We start from the raw sequence: 20,388 nt of genomic DNA on the forward strand, positions 1-20,388 counted from the left end.
CAAAATCATCTTCCAACTTGCTATCACCGTCCAGCGCCCACCCCATAAAGAACAAAACACCGAACTCGCGAAGGGCGCAACTATACAGCCATTCCAATCAACAAAAATCAAATCGATGGGGAAATTTTCGAATCTTTTGGTTTTCAAGCCTTTTCTAGTACCAAGGCAATTCCTTGCCCAACCCCAATACACATTGTGCAAAGGGCGTAGCGCCCTCCCATACGATGTAGACGATTGGTTGCAGTCGTGGCCAAGCGTGCGCCACTTGCTCCCAATGGATGGCCTAAAGCGATGGCCCCGCCCCACGCATTAACACGTGGATCATTGTCTTGCAGCCCTAAAGTACGTAAGACGGCTAATCCCTGAGCAGCAAATGCTTCGTTAAGCTCTATGACATCCATTTGCTCCAAATTTAAACCTGTCTGATTGAGCACTTTCTGTACTGCAGGCACGGGGCCGATACCCATCATGCGTGGAGCAACTCCAGCGACGGCCATTCCGACAATACGGGCTTTAGGCTGCAGTTGGTGTTTATCTATTGCAGATTCGCCAGCAATGAGTAAAGCGCACGCACCATCATTGACCCCGCTGGCATTGCCTGCAGTGACCGAACCATCCGCGCGCACAATGCCCTTGAGTGCTGCAAGTTTGCTCAAACTAGTTGAGCGCGGGTGCTCGTCTTGACTCACCACGATGGTCTCACCCTTTTTTTGCGGAATATGCACAGGCACAATTTCCGCAGCCAAGTGCCCAGCCTCTTGTGCAGCCACGGCACGCAGCTGGCTGGATAGTGCCATTTGATCTTGCGCAGCGCGCTCTATCCCGTATTCGATTGCAACGTTTTCTGCGGTTTCTGGCATAGAGTCGATGCCATACTGCTCTTTCATCAAGCGATTGACAAAACGCCAACCGATAGTGGTGTCGTAAACGGCATTGTTGCGGTCGAATGCACTCTGGGCTTTGGGCATCACAAAGGGTGCACGACTCATACTTTCCACACCACCAGCAATCATGAGTTGCGCTTCACCAGATTTGATCGCTCGCGCCGCAGTGCCCACTGCGTCCAAACCAGAGCCACATAACCGGTTGAGCGTTGCGCCAGGCACATCAATAGGCAAACCGGCCAACAATGCGGCCATCCGAGCCACATTGCGGTTGTCTTCGCCAGCTTGATTTGCGCAGCCAAAAATGACGTCGTCTATTTCGTCCCATTGCACGCCAGCATTGCGCGCCATCAACGCCTTGATAGGGATGGCCGCTAAATCGTCTGTGCGCACACTACTCAGTGCGCCGCCATAACGGCCAATTGGTGTACGGATGGCGTCACATATATAAGCTTGGTTCATAAGATTCTCAGTGTGAATACATTAAGCAGCGGTACAGCGCACGGCTCTCACTCATGTTGCACCATTGGCTATGCCGCCACTCAGGCCTGCCAGTTCCATCAATCCAGTCGGATGTCTGCCTGGTGAATGACCGCAGCCCACTTATCAGTTTCTGTTTTAATAAAGGCATCCGTTTCTTCCGGCGTGAGTCCTTTCGCAAAGGTGCCCATGCGGTGCAATGTTTCTACAGTTTTCTCCTCGCGAATGATCTCTGCCGTGGCCTTTGAGACTTTTTGCACAATTTCATCCGGAACACCTGCTGGCGCAATCAAAGCGGCCCACGTGCTACCAGTTACCCCGTCGACCCCCTGTTCAGCAAAAGTAGGCACGTCTGGTACCGCAGGAAGTCGCTCATCACCAGCAACGCCAACCAGACGTACCCGCCCCTGTGGACCACTTTGCTCAATCAAATTCACGGGCGCGTCCAAAAACAGCTGAATATGGCCCCCAAGCAAATCTGCCAGCGCAGGGGCCGCGCCACGGTATGGCACATGTACCATCTCCACTTTGGTGCGCCATGCGAGCAGTTCTGTTGTTAGATGCACTGATGAGCCATTGCCTGAAGAGCCGAAGCTGATCTTGCCTGGATGCGCTTTCGCATCCTTGATCACATCATTGATGTTTTGGTATGGGGAGCTTTTGGCCACACCGGCCAAAAGCGGAGAAATTCCCATCAGCGATACACCACGAACCTGCTTAGGGTCGTATGGCAGCTTGGCATACAAAGTGGTATTGGCAGCGTACGCGGCAATCACCACTCCAAAGGTATAGCCATCAGGTGCAGAACGGGCCATGTCCGCCACACCAATCAAGCTATTGCCTCCCGGCTTGTTTTCTACCACCACGGGTTGCCCCAATCGGACTTGCAATCCTGGGGCCACCAGCCTGGCCATTTGGTCCGTGAACCCACCAGGGGCGTACGGCACAATCAGTCGGATAGGCTTATTGGGCCAAGCGTTTGTTTGTGCCTGTGCTGCACCCCCGACCAACAGCAGCGCCACTGCCATCAGAATGCCACTGCCCCTAATGCTGCCACCGTGTTTAAAGTTTGAATGCACTGCTTTGTCTCCTTTTATTGATATAGATGGGCATCCCTACCTAGCCCCTTATGTTTACGGCCCATTTTCTGGGCTCAACTTGTCGTTTGAAGTTCTGAGGAATTGAATGTGACGCTACGGAGCCCCCACCAGCGCTCGACCAATAATGACTTGTTGAATCTGACTGGTCCCCTCATACAAACGCAACAGGCGCACATCACGGTAGAGGCGCTCCACCGCGAACTCATTGATGTAGCCTGAACCTCCATGAATTTGCACGCCACGATCGGCAATTCGCCCCAACGCCTCTGTGGTGAACAGCTTGGTTGCTGAAGCATGCAGTGCCACCTCTGGATCACTGCGCCCTGCTCCAGCCATGCGTTCTTTGCCCTGGTCGTAGCGAATGGCTGTTTGCTGTACCAACGCCCAGCCAGCCAATAATTCAGCCTGGCTGTCTGCCAGCATGGCTTGAATCAATTGAAAATCGCCAATGCGCTGGCCAAACTGCTTACGCTCACGGGCGTAAGCAATCGATTCATCCACAATCCGCTTAGCCTGCCCGCACGCCACAGCTGAGATGTGCAGGCGTCCTCGGTCCAACACCTTCATCGCAGTTTTAAAGCCTTTGCCTGGCACCCCACCAATAATATTGGTAGCAGGCACGCGCACGTTATCGAGAATGACGTCAGCCGTTTTAGTCCCCTTTTGCCCCATTTTTTTGTCGGGCGTGCCAACAGATAGGCCCGGCAAGTGCGCAGGCACAATGAACGCACTGATACCGTTGGCGCCAGGGCCGTCGGTACGCGCCATCAAAGTGAACGCGCCCGCGCGAGGCGCGTTGGTAATAAAACGCTTGGTGCCATTGAGCACATAGACATCGCCATCACGCTCAGCACGCAGCTTCAGTGCCGCAGCGTCGGAGCCTGCATCAGGTTCAGTCAACGCAAAAGACATCACCAACTCGCCACTGGCCACCAAGGGCAAATACTGCTGCTTTTGCTCTTGCGTTCCATCCATCAAAATGCCTTGTGAACCAATGCCCACGTTGGTTCCAAAAACTGAGCGAAACGCCAATGAGGTGTATCCCAGCTCGTAGGCAACTTGCACTTCCTGCTGCATATTCAAGCCAATGCCTCCCCATTCCTCGGGAATCGACAGGCCAAACAAACCCAGCGTTTTCATATCTTGGATGAGGTCTTCAGGCACATCATCGAGTTCTTCAACTCGCTTCTCCGCAGGCATTAAACGTTCGCGCACAAAGCGCTGCACAGCGCTTAACAGCAATTCAAAAGTATCTTGATCCAGTGCCATTTCAGCTGCCTTATTGTGAATTCAATCGGTTATCGGCTATGGCGCTTTGAGCGCCATCACAGCACGCCATTCGCCTGCAATTGGGCCAAACGTGCATCATCGAGATGGAGAAGGGTTTGCAGCACTTCGCGCGTTCCTTCCCCCAAAAAAGGTGGGGCTTGCCGCACTGCTGTGCGCTGACCATCCAATACAAAAGGAGCTGCAAGTACATGGCTGGTAGCCCCTTCTTGCGCCGGCACAGCCTGCACCATCCCAGTGGCTTGTGCACGCGGCGATTGCAAAGCCTGTAGCAACCCCAGCACTTCCCCGCAAGGAATACCTGCGGAGGCCAGCCGTGGCAACAATTGCGCGCGGGTGAACGTGCGCAAAGCCTCTTCAATTTGCGCAATCAATACGTTGCGATACTGACCGCGAAGCACATTGGTAGCAAAGCGAGGGTCTTGCGCCATATCAGGTCGCTCAATAACCTCACGCGCAAAGCGCTGAAACTGTGCGTTGTTGCCAACCGTGATCACCAACGGGCCATCAGCCGCCTCAAACACACCATACGGCACGATTGAAGGGTGCGAATTGCCATAACGCGGAGGGTCCTCGCCCATCTGCAAAGCCTCAAGGCCGTAATAGGCAGTCAGCATCAAACCGCAGTCAAACAAGGCCAGTTGCACATGCCTGCCACAGCCGCTTCGTTCACGATCAAACAAAGCAGCAAGCACAGCTTGGGCCGCATGCATGCCCGTGAACAAATCCACAACTGCCACACCAAACTTCAAGGGCGGCTGCGTCGCTTCGCCATTCATCGCCATCAAACCGGCCTCGGCCTGGACCACCAAGTCATAGCCAGGCCGCGCCGCCTCCTGCCCTTGTGCAGCGTAGCCCGAGACAGAGACGTAAATGATGTCATCCTTGAGTGCTTTGATGTCCTCATAGCCCACGCCAAGTTTCTGCGCTCCGCCGAACTTGAAGTTCTGCACCACCACATCACACTGCGCGGCCAACTCGCGCACCAGTTGCTGGCCTTCGGGATGCTGTAAGTCAACCGTGATTGAACGCTTATTGCGGTTAACGCTGTTGAAATAGGCCGTTTGGGTAGAGTTCACGCGCAGTCCCCAGTCGCGCGTGTCATCACCGCGGCCTGGATGCTCTACCTTGATGACCTCGGCCCCCAAATCCCCCAGAGTCTGTGCGCACAATGGTCCAGCCAAAACGCGGGATAAGTCCAACACCCGAATACCTGCTAAAGGCATTGCTGCGCCTGCCTGTGTCATGCGCCCGCCCTTGCCACAGCAGTGGCTGCTGAAGCGCCATTCAAACTCTCAAATTTTTGGCCTTGCGCCACGAGTTGCCGCAACAAGGGCGATGGCTTCCAAAACAAGGCATCTTCTTTGGCATACCGCTCTATATCAGCCAGCACTTCAGGCAAACCTTGCGCATCAGCCCAGAACATGGGGCCGCCTTTTTCGCGCGGAAAGCCGTATCCATAAAGTAATGTGACATCCACATCCAAAGGCCGCAGCGCCACGCCTTCGTGCACGATATTAGCGCCCTCATTCACCATGGCGACCATATAGCGCCGCACAATTTCTTCGTTCGTGAACGTGCGTGGAACTACCCCTGCGCGTAGGCGCTCCGCATCGATGATTTGCAATACCTGTTCATCGTGTGCTCCGTTCCTTGAGCCGTTTTCATACAAATAATATCCACGCCCCGTTTTTTGACCAAACCATCCGCGCTCGCATAAGCGGTCGGCAATCTGCACATAACGCGCCTGCGGGTCTCGCGTAGCAGCGCGGCGCTTGCGCGTGGCCCAGCCAATATCGCCACCGGCCAGATCCGCCACCTGAAATGGGCCCATTGCAAAACCAAATGCGCGCAAGGCCTCGTCAATTTGGTATGGCGTTGCCCCGTCTTCCATGGCGAATTCAGCCGCTTGCCGATAAACCGCCAGCATGCGGTTGCCAATGAACCCATCGCACACCCCGGCTCGCACAGGTACTTTGCCTAAGCGTTTGGCCAATGCAAATGCCGTCGCCACAACTTCGGGGGCCACTTTCGTTGGTACAACGACTTCCAGCAGTTTCATGATGTGCGCAGGCGAGAAAAAATGCAGCCCAATCACATCCTGCGCCCGCTGTGTATAGCCTGCAATCACATCAATGTCCAGGTATGAGGTATTGGTTGCCAATACCGCCCCCGGCTTGCACACAGTATCCAGGGCTTCAAAGACCGACTGTTTGACCGCCATGTCTTCAAACGCAGCCTCGATGACAAGATCCACCTCCCCCAGTGCCGCATATTCGCAGCCACTGTCAAAGCGCGCTAACGTGTCAGCCTTGCCTTGCTCACTCAGCTTGCCCTTGCTGACCATGCCAGAGAACACCTTCTCCACATTGGCATAGCCTTTTTGTGCTGCACTCGCATCCCGCTCAACCATATGCACCTGCAGCCCTGCCTGCAGCAAGGCCACGGCAATACCCGCACCCATGGTGCCGCCACCAATGACTCCTACGTACTCAACAGCGCGCGGCTCAACCGCCTCAAACCCTGGAAGCGCAGCTGCTTGTTGTTGCGCCCACTGGACGTAACTCTGCACATCATGTGCCATGCCTGTCTCCTTATCCTTGCGTATTTCATGCGTTGGACACAGTCTAGGCAGGCAAATCAGGCTTGACAATTCCAAACATTATTGACATGGTGTCAAAATTTATTTGACACATATAGATTCTTTACCACCATAGGCTCCAGCCGTACCAAGGCAGCGCCCTCACACCCCACCGATTTTTCCAACACACGCCATGGATCCCGCTTCTCTTGTCTTACTGGTTGAAATCATTGAGGCAGGCAACCTCAGCCGCGCTGCACGCAAACTGAAAATGACACGTGCCAATGTCAGCTACCGATTGGCCCAACTGGAAAAGCAAGTCGGCTCGCAATTGCTACGCAGAACTACGGTACAGGTCGAAGCCACCGAACTGGGCAAACGCCTACTGGAACATGGCATCCTGATACGCAATGAACTGCTACAGGCACAAGAGAGCGTCGAGCGTTTGGGGCAGGGCCTGCATGGGCGCGTGGGATTGTCTGTGCCCAGTGGCTACGGTCAGATGGTCATGGCCCCATGGTTGCTGGAATTCAAGCAACGATACCCAGACATCGTGCTCGATGTAGTGTTTGAAAACCGTGTTGACAACCTGGTGCGTGACGAAATCGACGTCGCCATCCGCATCATGCCCGAGCCCCCAGGGCAACTGGTAGCGCGCGACATGGGCACAGTGCGCTACATCGCTTGCGCCACCCAAACGTGGCTTGCGCAGCACGGCACACCCCAAACCCCGCAAGCCTTATCCACACTGCCGGTTATCACTTCAGCCGTTGTTGGCGAAAAAATCCGACTGCGGGCTTACCGTGAAGACGGCAGTTTTGACGATGCCCCCTTGAATCCAAGCTTGGTGTCAGAGCACTTCCCATTCCTGCGCGAAGCCATTCTGGCGCACCTTGGTATTGGCATCGTGCCCGATTACGTCGTGCAAGCAGAGTTGCTCAGCGGGCAAGTTCTTGCCATGCTGCCATCGTATCGGCTCAGCATTTTTGGTACGCGAATGTTTATGCTGTACATGCCCGGACGCCATCAAACCCGTGCCATCCGAACCTGCATTGACTTTTTACTCGCCAAAAACCAAGCCCAATTGACACCTTCAATCCACAACCCACTGCTTGCGCCATAAACATCGCGAGATGTCTGCCAGTACAAGCGCATTGCCCAAGGTGCTTTGCAAAGCTGCAATCACCGTTACAATCACCGGTTCAATCCAAAAATCAGGCGTAGCGCATGGCGCATGCTGGTGGGCTTGGCCTGCTGCACACCATTCGCCCGCAATCTGGTTGGTCACAACCCTTACTCTCGACATCGAGGTTGGCGCATCACCATGACTTTTGCCTTGACAGCAATTTACCGCTGGGAGCATTGCCACACGCTCACCAGCCATGCCATTCGCGTGTATCGTGCATTTCGCGCGTTAATCATCTGGTAACCCACTCTTGGCCCCTACATTGGAAGGCGCCTCATCGGTTGCGCGCCACCGCCCCAAGTAGGCATAACACCCGCACGCTGACTTCATCAGCAAGCACACCACTGTTTCTGTATTGCAAGGGCGTCATCAGCGCTTCTTTGCTGGAGGCAACAAAGGCGATATTGGCCTTTTTTTATCCACGCGCAACACAGGAGAAGCTTGCTCGCACTCAGCAGCGCATCAAGTTTTATTGCCGCGGCATTCTTTCAGGCACGCCCATTGCGCAGCTGCACGATACCTATTACTTCTGGAGTTTTGATTTGTCCACCACGGCTACCGTATTCCAAACGCCTTACTACCGCATTGATGAGTCCAAGCTGCTCATCAACATGCAGCGCATCGCACGCCTGCGTGAGCTCTCAGGGGCCAAAGCCTTGCTGGCACTCAAATGTTTTTCCACTTGGTCCGTCTTTCCGTTGATGTGCCAATACATGGATGGCAGCACCTCTTCATCGCTGCACGAAGTCAAACTCGGCTTTCAAAAATTTGGCGGCGAAACGCACGCTTACTCGGTAGCGTTTGCCGCACACGAAATCGACGAAGTGCTGGCCAACAGCGACAAGGTCATCTTCAATTCGTTAGGCCAGTTGGCACGTTTTGGCACAGCAGCGCATGCGACCCACAAACCAGTAGGCCTGCGCGTCAACCCGGGCACCAGCAACTCGCCCTATTTACTGGCTGACCCTGCACGCCCACACAGCCGCTTGGGCGAGGCCGACCCAGACAAAATCGCTGCTGTCATCGACCAGCTTTCGGGTTTCATGTTCCACAACAATTGCGAGAACCGCAGCTTTGAAAGCTTTGACCACATGCTCGGTCAGATCGAGGCGCGTTTTGGCCACTTGTTGCAAAGCGAAGGAATTGCCTGGGTCAGCTTAGGCGGCGGCATTCACTTTTGTGATGAAGGCTACCCGCTGGAGCAACTGGCGGCGCGTCTGCGCGCCTTTGCAGACCAATACCAAGTGCAAGTGTATTTGGAGCCCGGCGAAGCCTCCATCACCAACAGCGCCACGCTGGAGGTGAGCGTGCTCGACATCAACGTCAACGGCAAGCAACTGGCGATTGTGGACAGCTCGACCGAAGCGCACATGCTCGATTTGCTGATCTACAACTTGCCCGCACGCATCGAGCCCAACACGGGTGAGCATGCGTATCTGGTGTGCGGCAAAACCTGTTTAGCAGGCGATATTTTTGGTGAATTCCGCTTTGAGGCGCCCCTGCAAGTGGGTGATCGCATCAGCATTCAAGATGCAGCGGGCTACACCATGGTGAAGAAAAACTGGTTCAACGGTGTGGGCATGCCTTCCATCGTGGTGGCCCGCTTGGATGGCACCGAAGAGCTGGTGCAATCGTTTGGGTTTGACGACTACGTCAACAGTCTTTCGTAAAAGCGAAGTGGGATTTGGGTTCATGACTTTGGCAAGCCTGCCGTTCACCCTGAGCCCGTCGAAGGGGCAGCACTGCTGCACAGCGACTTCGACAAGTTCAGTCCGATCGGCGGCATGCCTTGGCCTTTGCCCAACACTCACATCAACTGCCGCAATGTCGCGGTGAATGTCATAGGGGGATTTGTGCGAAATGAAGAAGAACGTTTTGATTATCGGCGCTGGTGGAGTTGGGCAGGTAGCGGCACATAAATGCGCGCAACACAACCGTTTGCTGGGTGATATTCACATCGCCTCGCGCAGCATCAAAAAATGCTTGGCGGTGATCGACAGCGTGCATGAAAAAGGCGCACTGCAAAATCCAAAAGGCGTACTCAAAGCCCATCAATTGGATGCGATGGATACCGCTGCGGTCAAACGCTTGATCGAGCAAACGGGCAGCCAAATCGTCATCAACCTTGGCCATGCCTTCGTCAATATGAGCGTGCTGCAAGCCTGCATCGAAACTGGTGCCGCTTACTTAGACACCGCCATCCACGAAGATGCCGACAAAATTTGCGAAACCCCACCTTGGTACGCCAACCACGAGTGGAAGCGCAAAGCCATCTGTGCGGAAAAAGGCATCACCGCTATCTTGGGCTGCGGTTTTGACCCCGGTGTGGTCAACGCCTATGCCGCGCTGGCCGTCAATGAGTATTTCGACAGCGTCGATTCGATCGACATCATCGACATCAACGCAGGCAGCCACGGCAAATACTTCGCCACCAACTTCAACCCAGAGATCAACTTCCGCGAGTTCACGGGCCAAGTTTGGTCGTGGCAAAACGGCTGTTGGCAATCGAACAAAATGTTCGAGGTCAAGCGCACCGATGACCTGCCCGTGGTAGGCCAGCAAACCGCGTACCTCACCGGCCACGACGAGCTGCACTCGCTCTCGCAAAACCTGAACGTGCCCAACATCCGCTTTTGGATGGGCTTTGGCGAGCACTACATCAACGTGTTCAACGTGCTGCGCAACATCGGTCTGCTGTCTGAAAAACCGGTCACGCTCGACAACGGCCAACAAGTCGTGCCGCTGCAATTGGTCAAAGCCGTGTTGCCAGACCCTGCATCGCTCGCGCCCGGCTACATCGGCAAAACCTGCATTGGCAACCTCGTTAAAGGCACGAAAGACGGCCAGCCGCGCGAAGTCTTCGTCTACAACGTCGCCGACCACGTCGAAGCCTTTGCCGAAGTAGGCAGCCAAGGCATCTCCTACACCGCAGGCGTGCCCGCCGTGGCCGCTGCCATCCTCATCGCCCAAGGCCAGTGGGATGTAAAGAAAATGGCCAACGTGGAGGAACTGCCCTACCAGCCCTTCATCAACCTGATGAACCGCATGGGCCTGCCCACCCACCTGCGCGAAGCCGGGCAAGAAGACAGCCTTATCAGCTTTGATCTGGAAGAAACCAGCGAAGCATAAAAAAAGCTGCTCACAACCGCTCTATGCGCAGGAGCATCAGCAGCACATCGCAGTTGCCGAGACCGTCCATGAAAGCGGCTCGGCATCAAGTTCATTGGATAAGGCATGATCAACAATGCCATGCGAGAATCTGACATTCTTGCACTTACTTTTCCTCTGTATTGCGATCACCTAATGCATGACGCTTGTGTCAAAGCAACATCACAAGCCTTCGCTTTTTTCTGCTTAACACCCTCCATGTCCGTCCAGTCTGATCACTCACTCGCCTCACCAGACCGCTATGTCGTGATTGGTAACCCTATCGCCCATAGCCGCTCTCCCGCCATTCACCAGCAATTTGCAACCTTGACAGGACAAAGACTGGACTATGGGCTCTGCCTAAGTCCCGTTGATGCGTTTGCGACGACGCTGCAACAATTGCGTGCACAAGGCATACAAGGTGCCAATGTCACAGTTCCCTTCAAATTAGAAGCTGCACAGCTCGCTACATGGGCTGATCCCAGAGTGTCACTAGCCCAAGCAGCCAATACGTTGGTCTTTACGCCCGAAGGCGAGTTCCATGCGTACAACACCGATGGATTGGGTTTGGTACGTGACATCACTGTCAATGCTCAAACCCCTCTTGCGAATGCCGATGTTCTGCTGCTTGGCGCAGGTGGCGCTGCTGCAGGCGCTTTAGCACCACTGATTGAACAGCAACCGGCCTTGATTGCCGTTGCCAACAGAACGGCAGCTAAGGCACAAGCGTTGATTGAGCAGCACACCAGCATTGCGCAGCAGTATGGAGTGCAATTAATGGCCTTGGCCTTGGATGAGATAGACACTGCAGCCTTGCCGTCCATCAATGTACTGATCAATGCAACGGCAAGTAGCCTGCAAGGGGCAACACTGCCGATTACGCAGCCTGCACGCATTCTGAGCAAACATGCACTGGTCTACGACATGATGTATGGCCCTGCCGCACAACCATTTCTCAACTGGGCAAGCAGCCACTGCCCCCATGCACATTTGCGCGATGGCTTAGGCATGCTGGTGGAACAGGCCGCAGAAGCCTTTGCAATATGGCGCGGCATTCGCCCTCCAAGCGCTTCGGTTTTGCAATCCTTGCGGCACGAGGTTGATTACCAACGCGCTTCACACGCGTAAACCTGCGCCATGCCCAACTTGCAACGTTTTCTTCATGGTCTTGGCCGGTGGTGCGTGCTACTGGCGATCGCGGGGCTCAGCCTGCAACTGTACTTTGGCATCACCATTGCATCGCTCGCTCTTTGGCAACCACTATCGACCACGTTCCAGCGCACAGCCATTTGGGAAAACCTGCGTGAGGCGCGGGCCATCACATGGCGACACACGCCAGTACCAAGTGACCGCATTGCAGATACAGTCCGCCAAGCGGTAGTGGCCTCTGAGGATAATTTGTTTTTCAGTCACCAAGGGGTGGACTGGTCGGCCATTGAACGTGCATGGGAACGCAACGCACAGAGCGAGCGCATTCTTGGCGGCTCAACTATTACCCAGCAATTAGCAAAAAATCTATTCCTCTCCAGCGAACGCAGCATGTTGCGTAAAGGACAGGAATTGGTTCTTGCGTGGATGCTGGAAGCCGCTCTGAGCAAAGAGCGTATTCTGGGCCTGTATCTCAACCAAGTGGAATGGGGTGATGGTATTTACGGTATTGAAGCTGCGGCGCAGCACTACTTCAATACCAACGCAGCACGCCTGAGCATTGCACAAGCGGCACGTTTGGCAGTCATGCTGCCACAGCCCCGCAACCTTGGCACCAATCCTTACAGCAGTTATATGAACCAACGCACCAGCATCATCACCCGCCGCATGGGTTCAGTCGACTTGCCGTAAGCGCATACCGCTCATTTTTGAATACCTCTTTTATTGATTCACCCCATGCGCATACTTGGCATTGATCCTGGCTTACAAACAACGGGGTTTGGCGTGATCGACGTGCAAGGCCAGCGCCTGCAGTATGTGGCCAGTGGCACCATCAAAACCACCGCATTAGAGCGCGGAGATCTGCCTGGCAGGCTCAAAGTATTGTTCGATGGCATTGGTGAAATTACCCGGCAATACCAACCGGATGAGGCTTGCGTTGAAATCGTTTTCGTCAACGTCAACCCACAATCCACATTGATGTTAGGCCAAGCCCGTGGCGCCTGCTTGGCTGCCTTGGTCTCCAACAACCTGCCGGTGGCCGAATACACGGCATTGCAAATGAAAAAAGCGATGACTGGCCATGGCCGTGCGGCCAAGTCACAAATCCAGGAAATGACCAAGCGCCTACTGCAGCTACCGGGCTTGCCCGGCACCGATGCCGCTGACGCGCTGGGCCTGGCCATCACCCATGCCCACGCCCAACGCACGCGTGACGCATTAGAGAAAAACACCACATTGCAAAGGCGCCAGCACGCCATGTACAAAGCTGGTCGCAGCTACTAAACATCCTATTCAAAAGCCGCAGCAACACGCTTACAGTTCGTCATCTCGCATTCATGCATCTGTCATGAATTATTCATCAGGCATGCCTACATTGGTGTGTCATGAACCAAGCACCAGCGCCTAACACCTCTGCCTCCAGTGCCCCTGACCTGCGCGGTCAACACCAGAGCTTGCGCATTTGTCTGGTCACTGAAACCTTTCCGCCCGAGGTCAATGGTGTCGCCATGACTGCGGGTCGTGTAGTCAATGGTTTGCTGGCCGCAGGACACAAGGTGCATATCGTCCGGCCGCGCCAGCCCGAAGAAGACCGCGCCCACTTGGCCAGTTTTGCCGATTTGCCAACAACGCTGGTGCATGGCGTTGGCGTGCCTGGCTACAACGGTATACGCTTTGGCCTTCCTGCAGGTAATGCCCTCGAACGAGCATGGCGCCACCAAACACCAGATGTGGTGCATGTCCTCACCGAAGGGCCGCTAGGTTACTCTGCAGTCAAAACGGCCCAGCGACTTGGCCTGCCCATCGTAGGCGGCTACCACACGCACTTTGACCGCTACACCGAACACTACCGATTTGGTTTTCTGCGCCAAACCGTCACCAATTACTTGGTGCGCTTTCATAACCGCTGCCATATCAATCTGGCGCCCACTCAAGAATTGGCGCAAAGTTTGATGCAGCAAGGCATGAAAGAAGTGCGGGTGATGTCACGCGGCGTGGACCGCAGCCTGTTCCATCCCCAACATCGCAGTACAGCCCTGCGCACGCAATGGGGCGTTGGCAAGGACGATCTGGTACTGCTGTGTGTTGGACGTCTTGCTGCAGAAAAACAGCTCGATTGGGTGGTTCGTGCCTGGCAAGCGGTGCGCCAAGACAAGCCATACAGCAAACTGGTGCTGGTGGGGGGAGGCCCGGAATACCAGCGTTTGGCGAGCCAATATCCTGACGTGATTCTCACCGGGCCAGTCAGCAGCCATGACTTAGGCGCCCATTACGCTTCTGCAGATTTGTTTGTCTTTGCCAGCATGAGCGAAACCTTTGGCAATGTAGTGCAGGAGGCCCTGGCCAGTGGCGTACCTGTGGTGGGGTTTGACTATGCAGCCGCTCGGGAGTTGATCCACCACGATGTCAATGGTGTTCTGGTTCCTTTTGGCGACCAACAGGCCTTTATTCAGGCCACCGTGCAGGCGGCAAGCCAACCGGCACACCTTCGCCAAATGGCGCGTCAAGCCGCCGAAACTGGGCGTAGCTGGAAAAGTGTGCTGCAAGACCTTATTGCCAACTACCACGATGCAATTGACCTAGCCTCCATCGTGGATCATCGAACGCAAGGAAGCCCCCATGCACACTCCACTCAAAACGTTCCATGAAACTCCCCCTCACATAGGTGAGCCCCCTCAGCTAGAGCCCGCTTTGCCCTGGACCGCGGCAGGCACGGCAAACAGCTTTTCCCGCAAGGAGTTGCTGTTGTGCGCAGCCGCACAACGCAAACTCAAACACCCCTATTTCCTGCGGCTGATGCGGCTTGTCAGTCGCCTTGGCAATGGCATAGCCTGGTACTTTTTAATCGCCTGCATCGCCATCAGTGGCAGCCCTCAGGCCATGCAGGCCAGCACACTGATGAGCATCGCTGGCATGGCAGGGCTGGTGCTCTATAAATGGTTGAAAAAAACCACCAGTCGCCCACGCCCTTATGCACGTGATGGGCACATCATTGCCTTGACTGCTGCCCTCGATGAATTCAGCTTTCCTTCCGGGCATACCTTGCATGCTGTCGCATTCACCACGGTTGCTGTAGCGTTCTTCCCTTTGCTTGCCTGGATTCTGGTGCCGTTTACTGCGTTGATTGCACTGTCACGCGTCGTGCTGGGCTTGCATTACCCCAGTGACGTATTAGCAGGCGCCTCAATTGGCGCCACCTTGGCCGCGACCATTTTGCTTTGGGCGGCATGAAGCCATTGAGAACCATCCATCAAAAGGAGTCGCCATGCGCATAGTTGTGATTGGAACTGGATATGTTGGCTTGGTCAGTGCCAGCTGCTTTGCCGAAATGGGACACCATGTAATTTGCGTCGATACCAACGCAGAACGCATTGCGCAATTGCGCCAAGGGCACATTCCCATTCATGAACCGGGACTGGACGCCATGGTGCGCAATAACCATCAGCAAAGCAGGTTGCATTTCACCACTGAACTGAGACCCGCGCTTGCCAACGTCGACGTATGCTTCATCGCCGTCGGCACCCCATCCTCTGCCGATGGTGCGGCAGATACACGACAAGTATTTATGGTTGCAGAAGACCTGGGCCGTTATCTGCCTGCGGCCTGCGTAGTGGTGAATAAATCGACGGTCCCTGTAGGAACAGCTGAACGTGTTGAACGGGCCATTGGCGAACAACTGCAGCAAAGACAGGTCAGTTTTACGGTGTCCGTTGCCAGCAACCCTGAATTTTTACGCGAAGGCTGTGCCATTGAAGACTTTATGCGTCCGGATCGGATCATCATCGGCACCGCCGACACCCGCAGCACACAAGTACTGCAAACACTGTACGCACCTTTTTTACGCAAAAATCCACGTCTGCTGGTCATGGGCCGCCGCGAAGCAGAAATGAGCAAATATGCCGCCAATGCCATGCTGGCCACGCGCATTTCATTCATGAACGAGATGGCTTGCCTGAGCGAGAGTCTTGGTGTTGATATCGAATCCGTTCGATTAGGCATTGGTTCTGACAGCCGCATCGGCTATGACTTTCTTTACGCTGGCTGTGGCTACGGCGGCTCCTGCTTTCCGAAAGACGTTCGTGCTCTAATCCACACAGCACAGCGTCATGGCTTGCCCAGCCATATTCTGCAGGCCGTAGAGGAACGCAACACCATTCAAAAAGCGGGCTTATTCGTCAAACTCAAGCAACACCTGGGCACGTTGGAGGGGCGGCGTATTGCACTATGGGGCTTAGCCTTCAAGCCGGGCACCGACGACATTCGCGAAGCACCTGCGCTGCAATTGCTCGAATCACTCATACAAGCTGGAGCACAGGTGCACGCCTATGACCCAGTGGCCTGCGACAACGTGGCGCACACTGTACCAACGCAATGGATCGACAGTGCACAACTGACCCTGTATGCGAGCGATCCATACCAAGCTCTTGAGGGCGCGCAAGCCTTGGTGGTGGCTACAGAATGGAAGCCCTTTCGCCAACCCGACTGGAAGCGCATTGCCACACTGCTGCAAACACCTCTGGTTATTGATGGACGCAACATCTACGACCCACAAACCATGCGCGAAAATGGTTTTACCCATGTGGGCATTGGTCGCGGTATGCAGAGCACAGGCTATGCAGCACTCTCACGCGCAGCCTGAAAAATGAAAGAGGCCTCAAAGGCCTCTTTCGTAGCATTGCCAGGTGCACGTTACCGCTACCAAGCCAGTGCTTGTTCCGCAGTAAACCCGCGCGGTGCTTTTTTCTCATCGTCAAAGCTGACGATCTCCCACGCATCCTCTTGTGCCAGCAAAGCGCGTAGCAACTGGTTATTCATGGCGTGGCCAGAACGATACGCAGAATATGCCGCCAACAGGGGTTTCCCCAAAGCATACAAATCGCCAATCGCATCGAGAATTTTGTGCCGCACGAACTCGTCGTCGTAGCGCAAGCCTTCTTGGTTCAGCACCTTGTAGTCGTCCATCACTATGGCGTTGTCGTAACCGCCACCCAATGCCAACCCATTCGAGCGCAGCACCTCCACATCGCGGGTGAAGCCGAAGGTGCGCGCGCGCAATGTCCTTGACATAATGGCCTTGCCCCATGTCAAACTCCACTACCTGACCGGTCGAGTCAACAGCCGGATGGCTAAAGTCAATTTGGAAACTCAGCTTGAAACCATCAAAAGGCTCAAAACGTGCCCACTTCACATCACCGACACCTTCTGTGCGTACTTCGACAGGTTTGATCACGCGCACAAACTGCTTGGGCGCTGCTTGCAACGCAATACCCGCTTCGCGCAGCAAATACACAAAAGCAGCAGAGGAACCATCCAGAATAGGCACCTCCTCGGCTGTTAAATCGATGTACAGGTTATCTATACCCAGCCCTGCACATGCAGACATGATGTGCTCAATGGTGCTGATGCGCGCGCCCTCTCGACCAATCGTAGTGGCCATGCGCGTATCAAAGACAGCCTCTGCGTTGACCTGAACGGGCTCTGGCTGTGGCAAATCCACACGTGTAAACACAATACCCGTGTTCACTGGCGCTGGGCGCAGGGTCAGCTCCACGCGCCTGCCACTGTGCACGCCGACCCCTACTGCGCGCGTGCGTTGTTTGATGGTTCTTTGAACTAACATGTTGTCATTTTATCGGGCCTGCGTCCTATCGGTGCAAAGCCTGCGTAAACCTCCAATCAAGCTGGGCAATAACCTGCCACGAAACCCCTTCAGCGCCAGTGATCTAGCCCAGCAGTGGACTACATCTTCAACGCACCGCTAGGATATGGGTTGACCCTTCAACCTTCTTCAAATTCTCATGCATCCCAGAAGCCTAGGTTGAGCAGGCATGAAAAAAGGGCCCTCAGGCCCTTTTGCTTTGCCAATAGCCAAGGTTTAGTCGGCTTGCTTGCGCAGGAAAGCTGGGATTTCCACATCGTCCATTCCACCAGAAGACATGGCATCCACACGGGCAGCAGCGCTGCTGTCACGAGGGGTACGCCAAACTGGAGGAACAGCCAAGCTGTCATAGCTTGGACTGCTGCGGCCCAACAAAGCACTGCTGCCACTATTGAGGCCGGAGACACGATTGGCAGCGCCTTGCAGTGGCAAGTTGTCAGTGCCTGTACGCAATGTGCTTTGCACCATGGTCAGGTTCTGGCGACGCTGTTGGTGGTTCACCAAGCCGGTGGCTACAACGGTCACACGCAGTTCATCTCCCAAGCTGTCATCGTAGGCTGCGCCGTAGATTACATGCGCTTCTTCTGAAGCGTAGGCGTTGATTGTGCTCATGGCCAAACGCGACTCGGAGAGTTTGAGGCTGCCACGCGCAGCAGTCACCAACACCAAGATGCCTTTTGCACCAGAAAGGTCAATGCCTTCGAGCAATGGGCATGCGATGGCTTGCTCTGCAGCAATGCGTGCACGGTCAGGGCCAGAAGCGCTGGCAGTCCCCATCATGGCCTTACCAGGCTCGCTCATCACGGTCTTCACGTCTGCAAAGTCGACGTTCACATGGCCATGTTCGTTGATGATTTCAGCGATTCCGCCCACAGCGTTACGCAACACATCATTGGCGTAACCAAATGCTTCATCTTGGGTGATATCGTCGCCATACACGGTCAACAGCTTTTCGTTGAGTACAACGATCAGTGAGTCCACATTGCGTTCGAGCTCGTCAAGGCCAACATCGGCATTTTTCATGCGGCGAGGACCTTCCCAGTCAAAAGGCTTAGTCACTACACCAACCGTCAAAATCCCCATTTCTTTGGCCACGCGAGCAATTACTGGAGCAGCCCCAGTGCCTGTACCGCCCCCCATACCCGCTGTGATGAAGAGCATGTTGGCCCCCTCAATGGCTTTGCGAATTTCATTCTCCGCCAACACCGCAGCTTCACGCCCTTGCTCTGGCTTGCTGCCAGCCCCCAGACCGTTCGCACCAAGTTGAATGATGCGCTCGGCTGAGTTGCGTGACAGCGCTTGAGCATCGGTGTTGGCGCAAATGAATTCCACGCCTTGCACATTCTTCTCGATCATGTGCTGCACAGCGTTGTTACCGCCACCGCCCACGCCCAATACTTTGATGCTTGTGCCCTGGGAAAAAGATTCATTGTCGATCATTTCGATGCTCATACGATTGCTCCTTGCGGTTGGGGGGATTGGGTTAAAACTAAAAAAACTCTTGAAATACGTTTGGGTTGACTTCGATGCTGAAAAACTGGGGCAAAAAATCCTAGAGGAGGCTCAAGGGCTTGCACCAAGCGCCAACATCGGCGAACCCTGGTGTGGAAATACCAGGAAATGCTTTTGATACGGATTCGACGATTCATGCTTAGAAGTTCCCCACGATGAAGTCACGAATCCGCGAAAAAATATTTTTCACGGGGCCATTTTTGGTAGCGACTTTGTAGCCTCGGGCGCGCTCATTACGGGCGTCTTCAAGCAAGCCCATGACCGTTGCGGCATGGGGTTGTGCAATCATGTCTGCGAGTTGGCCGGTGTAGTGCGGCACGCCGCGGCGCACCGGCTTGAGGAAGATATCTTCACCCAATTCCACCATGCCAGGCATCACACAAGAGCCGCCGGTAAGCACAACACCAGAAGAGAGAATTTCTTCATAGCCAGACTCGCGAATGACTTGTTGCACCAGCGAGAAAATTTCCTCAACGCGCGGCTCAATCACACCCGCCAAGGCTTGTTTGTTAATCAAGCGTGGGCCACGGTCACCCAGACCCGGCACTTCAACTTGTGCATCAGGATCAGCCAGCATGGCTTTGGCACAACCGTTCTCAACCTTGATGTCTTCAGCATCTTTAGTAGGGGTACGCAATGCCATCGCGATATCGCTAGTAATCAAGTCACCAGCAATCGGAATGACGGCCGTGTGGCGAATGGCGCCACCGGAGAAGATGGAAATATCGGTGGTGCCTGCGCCTATATCGACCAGTACCACGCCTAACTCACGCTCATCGTCGGTCAGTACAGATTGACTCGACGCAAGCGGATTGAGCAGCAACTGCTCCACTTCCAGACCACAGCGACGCACGCACTTGATGATGTTCTCGGCCGCACTTTGCGCACCGGTGACGATATGCACCTTTGCTTCCAGCCGAATGCCACTCATGCCAATGGGCTCTTTAACTTCTTGCCCATCGATGACGAACTCTTGCGAGGCCACTAACAGCAAGCGTTGGTCCGAGGGAATGTTGATGGCTTTGGCAGTGTCCAGCACCCGGCTGACATCGGTTTGCGTGACTTCCTTGTCCTTAATGGCAACCATACCACTGGAGTTGAAACCACGAATATGGCTACCAGTGATGCCGGTATAAACCCGAGAAATTTTGCAATCGGCCATCAATTCAGCTTCACGCAGTGCCTGCTCAATGCTTTGCACTGTCGCCTCGATATTGACGACAACCCCGCGTTTCAAGCCATTGCTTGGGGCCACGCCAAAGCCTGCCAGCTTGAGCTGACCATCGGCCTGAACCTCTGCCACCACAGCCATCACTTTGGCGGTGCCAATGTCCAAACCCACAATGACGTCTCTGAATTCTTTAGCCATTTGCGTCTCTATTCATCCAGTTGCAACCTTGCGT

General features: G+C 54.7%; 16 protein-coding genes and 2 pseudogenes. 9 read left to right on the top strand and 9 right to left on the bottom strand.

What is annotated here, in order from left to right:
- Window positions 1-143 precede the first annotated feature (143 nt).
- From pcaF to E9531_RS16000, 5 genes and pseudogenes are all read right to left on the bottom strand, one after another.
- The gene (gene pcaF / locus E9531_RS15980; protein ID WP_136574775.1) at window positions 144-1,346 is read right to left on the bottom strand and encodes a 3-oxoadipyl-CoA thiolase; all 1,203 of its coding nucleotides are present in this window, start codon (window positions 1,344-1,346) and stop codon (window positions 144-146) included.
- A gap of 98 nt (window positions 1,347-1,444) precedes the next feature.
- Window positions 1,445-2,392 (bottom strand): Bug family tripartite tricarboxylate transporter substrate binding protein, encoded by a 948-nt coding sequence (locus tag E9531_RS15985; RefSeq protein ID WP_136574801.1) that lies wholly within the window; start codon window positions 2,390-2,392, stop codon window positions 1,445-1,447.
- Between the two features lie 165 nt (window positions 2,393-2,557).
- Window positions 2,558-3,733, bottom strand: a complete 1,176-nt coding sequence (locus tag E9531_RS15990) for an acyl-CoA dehydrogenase family protein (RefSeq protein WP_136574776.1) — start codon at window positions 3,731-3,733, stop codon at window positions 2,558-2,560.
- A 56-nt stretch (window positions 3,734-3,789) separates the two neighbouring features.
- The gene (locus E9531_RS15995) at window positions 3,790-4,998 is read right to left on the bottom strand and encodes a CaiB/BaiF CoA transferase family protein (protein WP_136574777.1); all 1,209 of its coding nucleotides are present in this window, start codon (window positions 4,996-4,998) and stop codon (window positions 3,790-3,792) included.
- Window positions 4,995-6,305 (bottom strand): annotated as a pseudogene (locus tag E9531_RS16000) (3-hydroxyacyl-CoA dehydrogenase); the annotation flags it as partial. The pseudogene E9531_RS16000 and the gene E9531_RS15995, both read right to left, overlap by 4 nt.
- A 220-nt stretch (window positions 6,306-6,525) precedes the next feature.
- Here E9531_RS16000 and E9531_RS16005 point away from each other — a divergent pair.
- Window positions 6,526-7,455, top strand: coding sequence for a LysR family transcriptional regulator (locus tag E9531_RS16005; protein ID WP_136574779.1), 930 nt, complete (start codon window positions 6,526-6,528; stop codon window positions 7,453-7,455).
- On the opposite strand, the gene E9531_RS16010 is transcribed toward E9531_RS16005, so the two are convergent.
- Complete coding sequence (locus tag E9531_RS16010) at window positions 7,426-7,620, bottom strand: hypothetical protein (protein WP_136574780.1); 195 nt, start codon at window positions 7,618-7,620, stop codon at window positions 7,426-7,428. The genes E9531_RS16005 and E9531_RS16010 overlap by 30 nt on opposite strands.
- Before the next feature lie 509 nt (window positions 7,621-8,129).
- Between E9531_RS16010 and E9531_RS16015 the strand changes: the two genes are divergently transcribed.
- The 8 genes from E9531_RS16015 (at window position 8,130) to E9531_RS16050 (ending at window position 16,453) form a co-directional block, all read left to right on the top strand.
- Window positions 8,130-9,188: a carboxynorspermidine decarboxylase gene (locus tag E9531_RS16015; RefSeq protein ID WP_136574802.1), complete on the top strand. Its 1,059-nt coding sequence runs from the start codon at window positions 8,130-8,132 to the stop codon at window positions 9,186-9,188.
- A 190-nt stretch (window positions 9,189-9,378) separates the two neighbouring features.
- Window positions 9,379-10,647, top strand: a complete 1,269-nt coding sequence (locus E9531_RS16020; protein WP_136574781.1) for a saccharopine dehydrogenase family protein — start codon at window positions 9,379-9,381, stop codon at window positions 10,645-10,647.
- 237 nt (window positions 10,648-10,884) lie between these two features.
- Window positions 10,885-11,793 (top strand): shikimate dehydrogenase, encoded by a 909-nt coding sequence (gene aroE, locus E9531_RS16025; protein WP_136574782.1) that lies wholly within the window; start codon window positions 10,885-10,887, stop codon window positions 11,791-11,793.
- Window positions 11,794-11,802: 9 nt separating this feature from the next.
- The gene (gene mtgA / locus E9531_RS16030; RefSeq protein ID WP_136574783.1) at window positions 11,803-12,504 is read left to right on the top strand and encodes a monofunctional biosynthetic peptidoglycan transglycosylase; all 702 of its coding nucleotides are present in this window, start codon (window positions 11,803-11,805) and stop codon (window positions 12,502-12,504) included.
- Window positions 12,505-12,549: 45 nt separating this feature from the next.
- Window positions 12,550-13,098 (top strand): crossover junction endodeoxyribonuclease RuvC, encoded by a 549-nt coding sequence (gene ruvC, locus E9531_RS16035; protein ID WP_136574784.1) that lies wholly within the window; start codon window positions 12,550-12,552, stop codon window positions 13,096-13,098.
- 101 nt (window positions 13,099-13,199) lie between these two features.
- Entirely contained in the window at window positions 13,200-14,462 is a 1,263-nt protein-coding gene (locus tag E9531_RS16040; RefSeq protein WP_136574785.1) for a glycosyltransferase family 4 protein, read from the top strand.
- Window positions 14,434-15,045 (top strand): phosphatase PAP2 family protein, encoded by a 612-nt coding sequence (locus tag E9531_RS16045; protein WP_211343469.1) that lies wholly within the window; start codon window positions 14,434-14,436, stop codon window positions 15,043-15,045. Before E9531_RS16040 ends, E9531_RS16045 begins: the two co-directional genes overlap by 29 nt.
- A 34-nt stretch (window positions 15,046-15,079) precedes the next feature.
- The gene (locus E9531_RS16050) at window positions 15,080-16,453 is read left to right on the top strand and encodes a UDP-glucose dehydrogenase family protein (RefSeq protein WP_136574786.1); all 1,374 of its coding nucleotides are present in this window, start codon (window positions 15,080-15,082) and stop codon (window positions 16,451-16,453) included.
- Between the two features lie 56 nt (window positions 16,454-16,509).
- Here E9531_RS16050 and lpxC read toward each other — a convergent pair.
- From lpxC to ftsA, 3 genes and pseudogenes are all read right to left on the bottom strand, one after another.
- Window positions 16,510-17,434 (bottom strand): annotated as a pseudogene (gene lpxC / locus E9531_RS16055) (UDP-3-O-acyl-N-acetylglucosamine deacetylase).
- A 255-nt stretch (window positions 17,435-17,689) separates the two neighbouring features.
- Window positions 17,690-18,925, bottom strand: coding sequence for a cell division protein FtsZ (gene ftsZ / locus E9531_RS16060; protein WP_136574787.1), 1,236 nt, complete (start codon window positions 18,923-18,925; stop codon window positions 17,690-17,692).
- A gap of 199 nt (window positions 18,926-19,124) precedes the next feature.
- Complete coding sequence (gene ftsA / locus E9531_RS16065) at window positions 19,125-20,354, bottom strand: cell division protein FtsA (RefSeq protein ID WP_136574788.1); 1,230 nt, start codon at window positions 20,352-20,354, stop codon at window positions 19,125-19,127.
- Window positions 20,355-20,388 lie beyond the last annotated feature (34 nt).

Source organism: Lampropedia puyangensis, from assembly GCF_004833285.1.
In the GTDB taxonomy this organism is placed as follows: domain Bacteria; phylum Pseudomonadota; class Gammaproteobacteria; order Burkholderiales; family Burkholderiaceae_C; genus Lampropedia; species Lampropedia puyangensis.

Bases quoted from the DNA above. Each gene is read 5' to 3' on its own strand.
- pcaF (WP_136574775.1), bottom strand. From the start codon at position 1,346: ATGAACCAAGCTTATATATGTGACGCCATCCGTACACCAATTGGCCGT.
- E9531_RS15985 (WP_136574801.1), bottom strand. From the start codon at position 2,392: ATGGCAGTGGCGCTGCTGTTGGTCGGGGGTGCAGCACAGGCACAAACA.
- E9531_RS15990 (WP_136574776.1), bottom strand. From the start codon at position 3,733: ATGGCACTGGATCAAGATACTTTTGAATTGCTGTTAAGCGCTGTGCAG.
- E9531_RS15995 (WP_136574777.1), bottom strand. From the start codon at position 4,998: ATGACACAGGCAGGCGCAGCAATGCCTTTAGCAGGTATTCGGGTGTTG.
- E9531_RS16005 (WP_136574779.1), top strand. From the start codon at position 6,526: ATGGATCCCGCTTCTCTTGTCTTACTGGTTGAAATCATTGAGGCAGGC.
- E9531_RS16015 (WP_136574802.1), top strand. From the start codon at position 8,130: ATGCAGCGCATCGCACGCCTGCGTGAGCTCTCAGGGGCCAAAGCCTTG.
- E9531_RS16020 (WP_136574781.1), top strand. From the start codon at position 9,379: ATGAAGAAGAACGTTTTGATTATCGGCGCTGGTGGAGTTGGGCAGGTA.
- aroE (WP_136574782.1), top strand. From the start codon at position 10,885: ATGTCCGTCCAGTCTGATCACTCACTCGCCTCACCAGACCGCTATGTC.
- mtgA (WP_136574783.1), top strand. From the start codon at position 11,803: ATGCCCAACTTGCAACGTTTTCTTCATGGTCTTGGCCGGTGGTGCGTG.
- ruvC (WP_136574784.1), top strand. From the start codon at position 12,550: ATGCGCATACTTGGCATTGATCCTGGCTTACAAACAACGGGGTTTGGC.
- E9531_RS16040 (WP_136574785.1), top strand. From the start codon at position 13,200: ATGAACCAAGCACCAGCGCCTAACACCTCTGCCTCCAGTGCCCCTGAC.
- E9531_RS16045 (WP_211343469.1), top strand. From the start codon at position 14,434: ATGCACACTCCACTCAAAACGTTCCATGAAACTCCCCCTCACATAGGT.
- E9531_RS16050 (WP_136574786.1), top strand. From the start codon at position 15,080: ATGCGCATAGTTGTGATTGGAACTGGATATGTTGGCTTGGTCAGTGCC.
- ftsZ (WP_136574787.1), bottom strand. From the start codon at position 18,925: ATGAGCATCGAAATGATCGACAATGAATCTTTTTCCCAGGGCACAAGC.
- ftsA (WP_136574788.1), bottom strand. From the start codon at position 20,354: ATGGCTAAAGAATTCAGAGACGTCATTGTGGGTTTGGACATTGGCACC.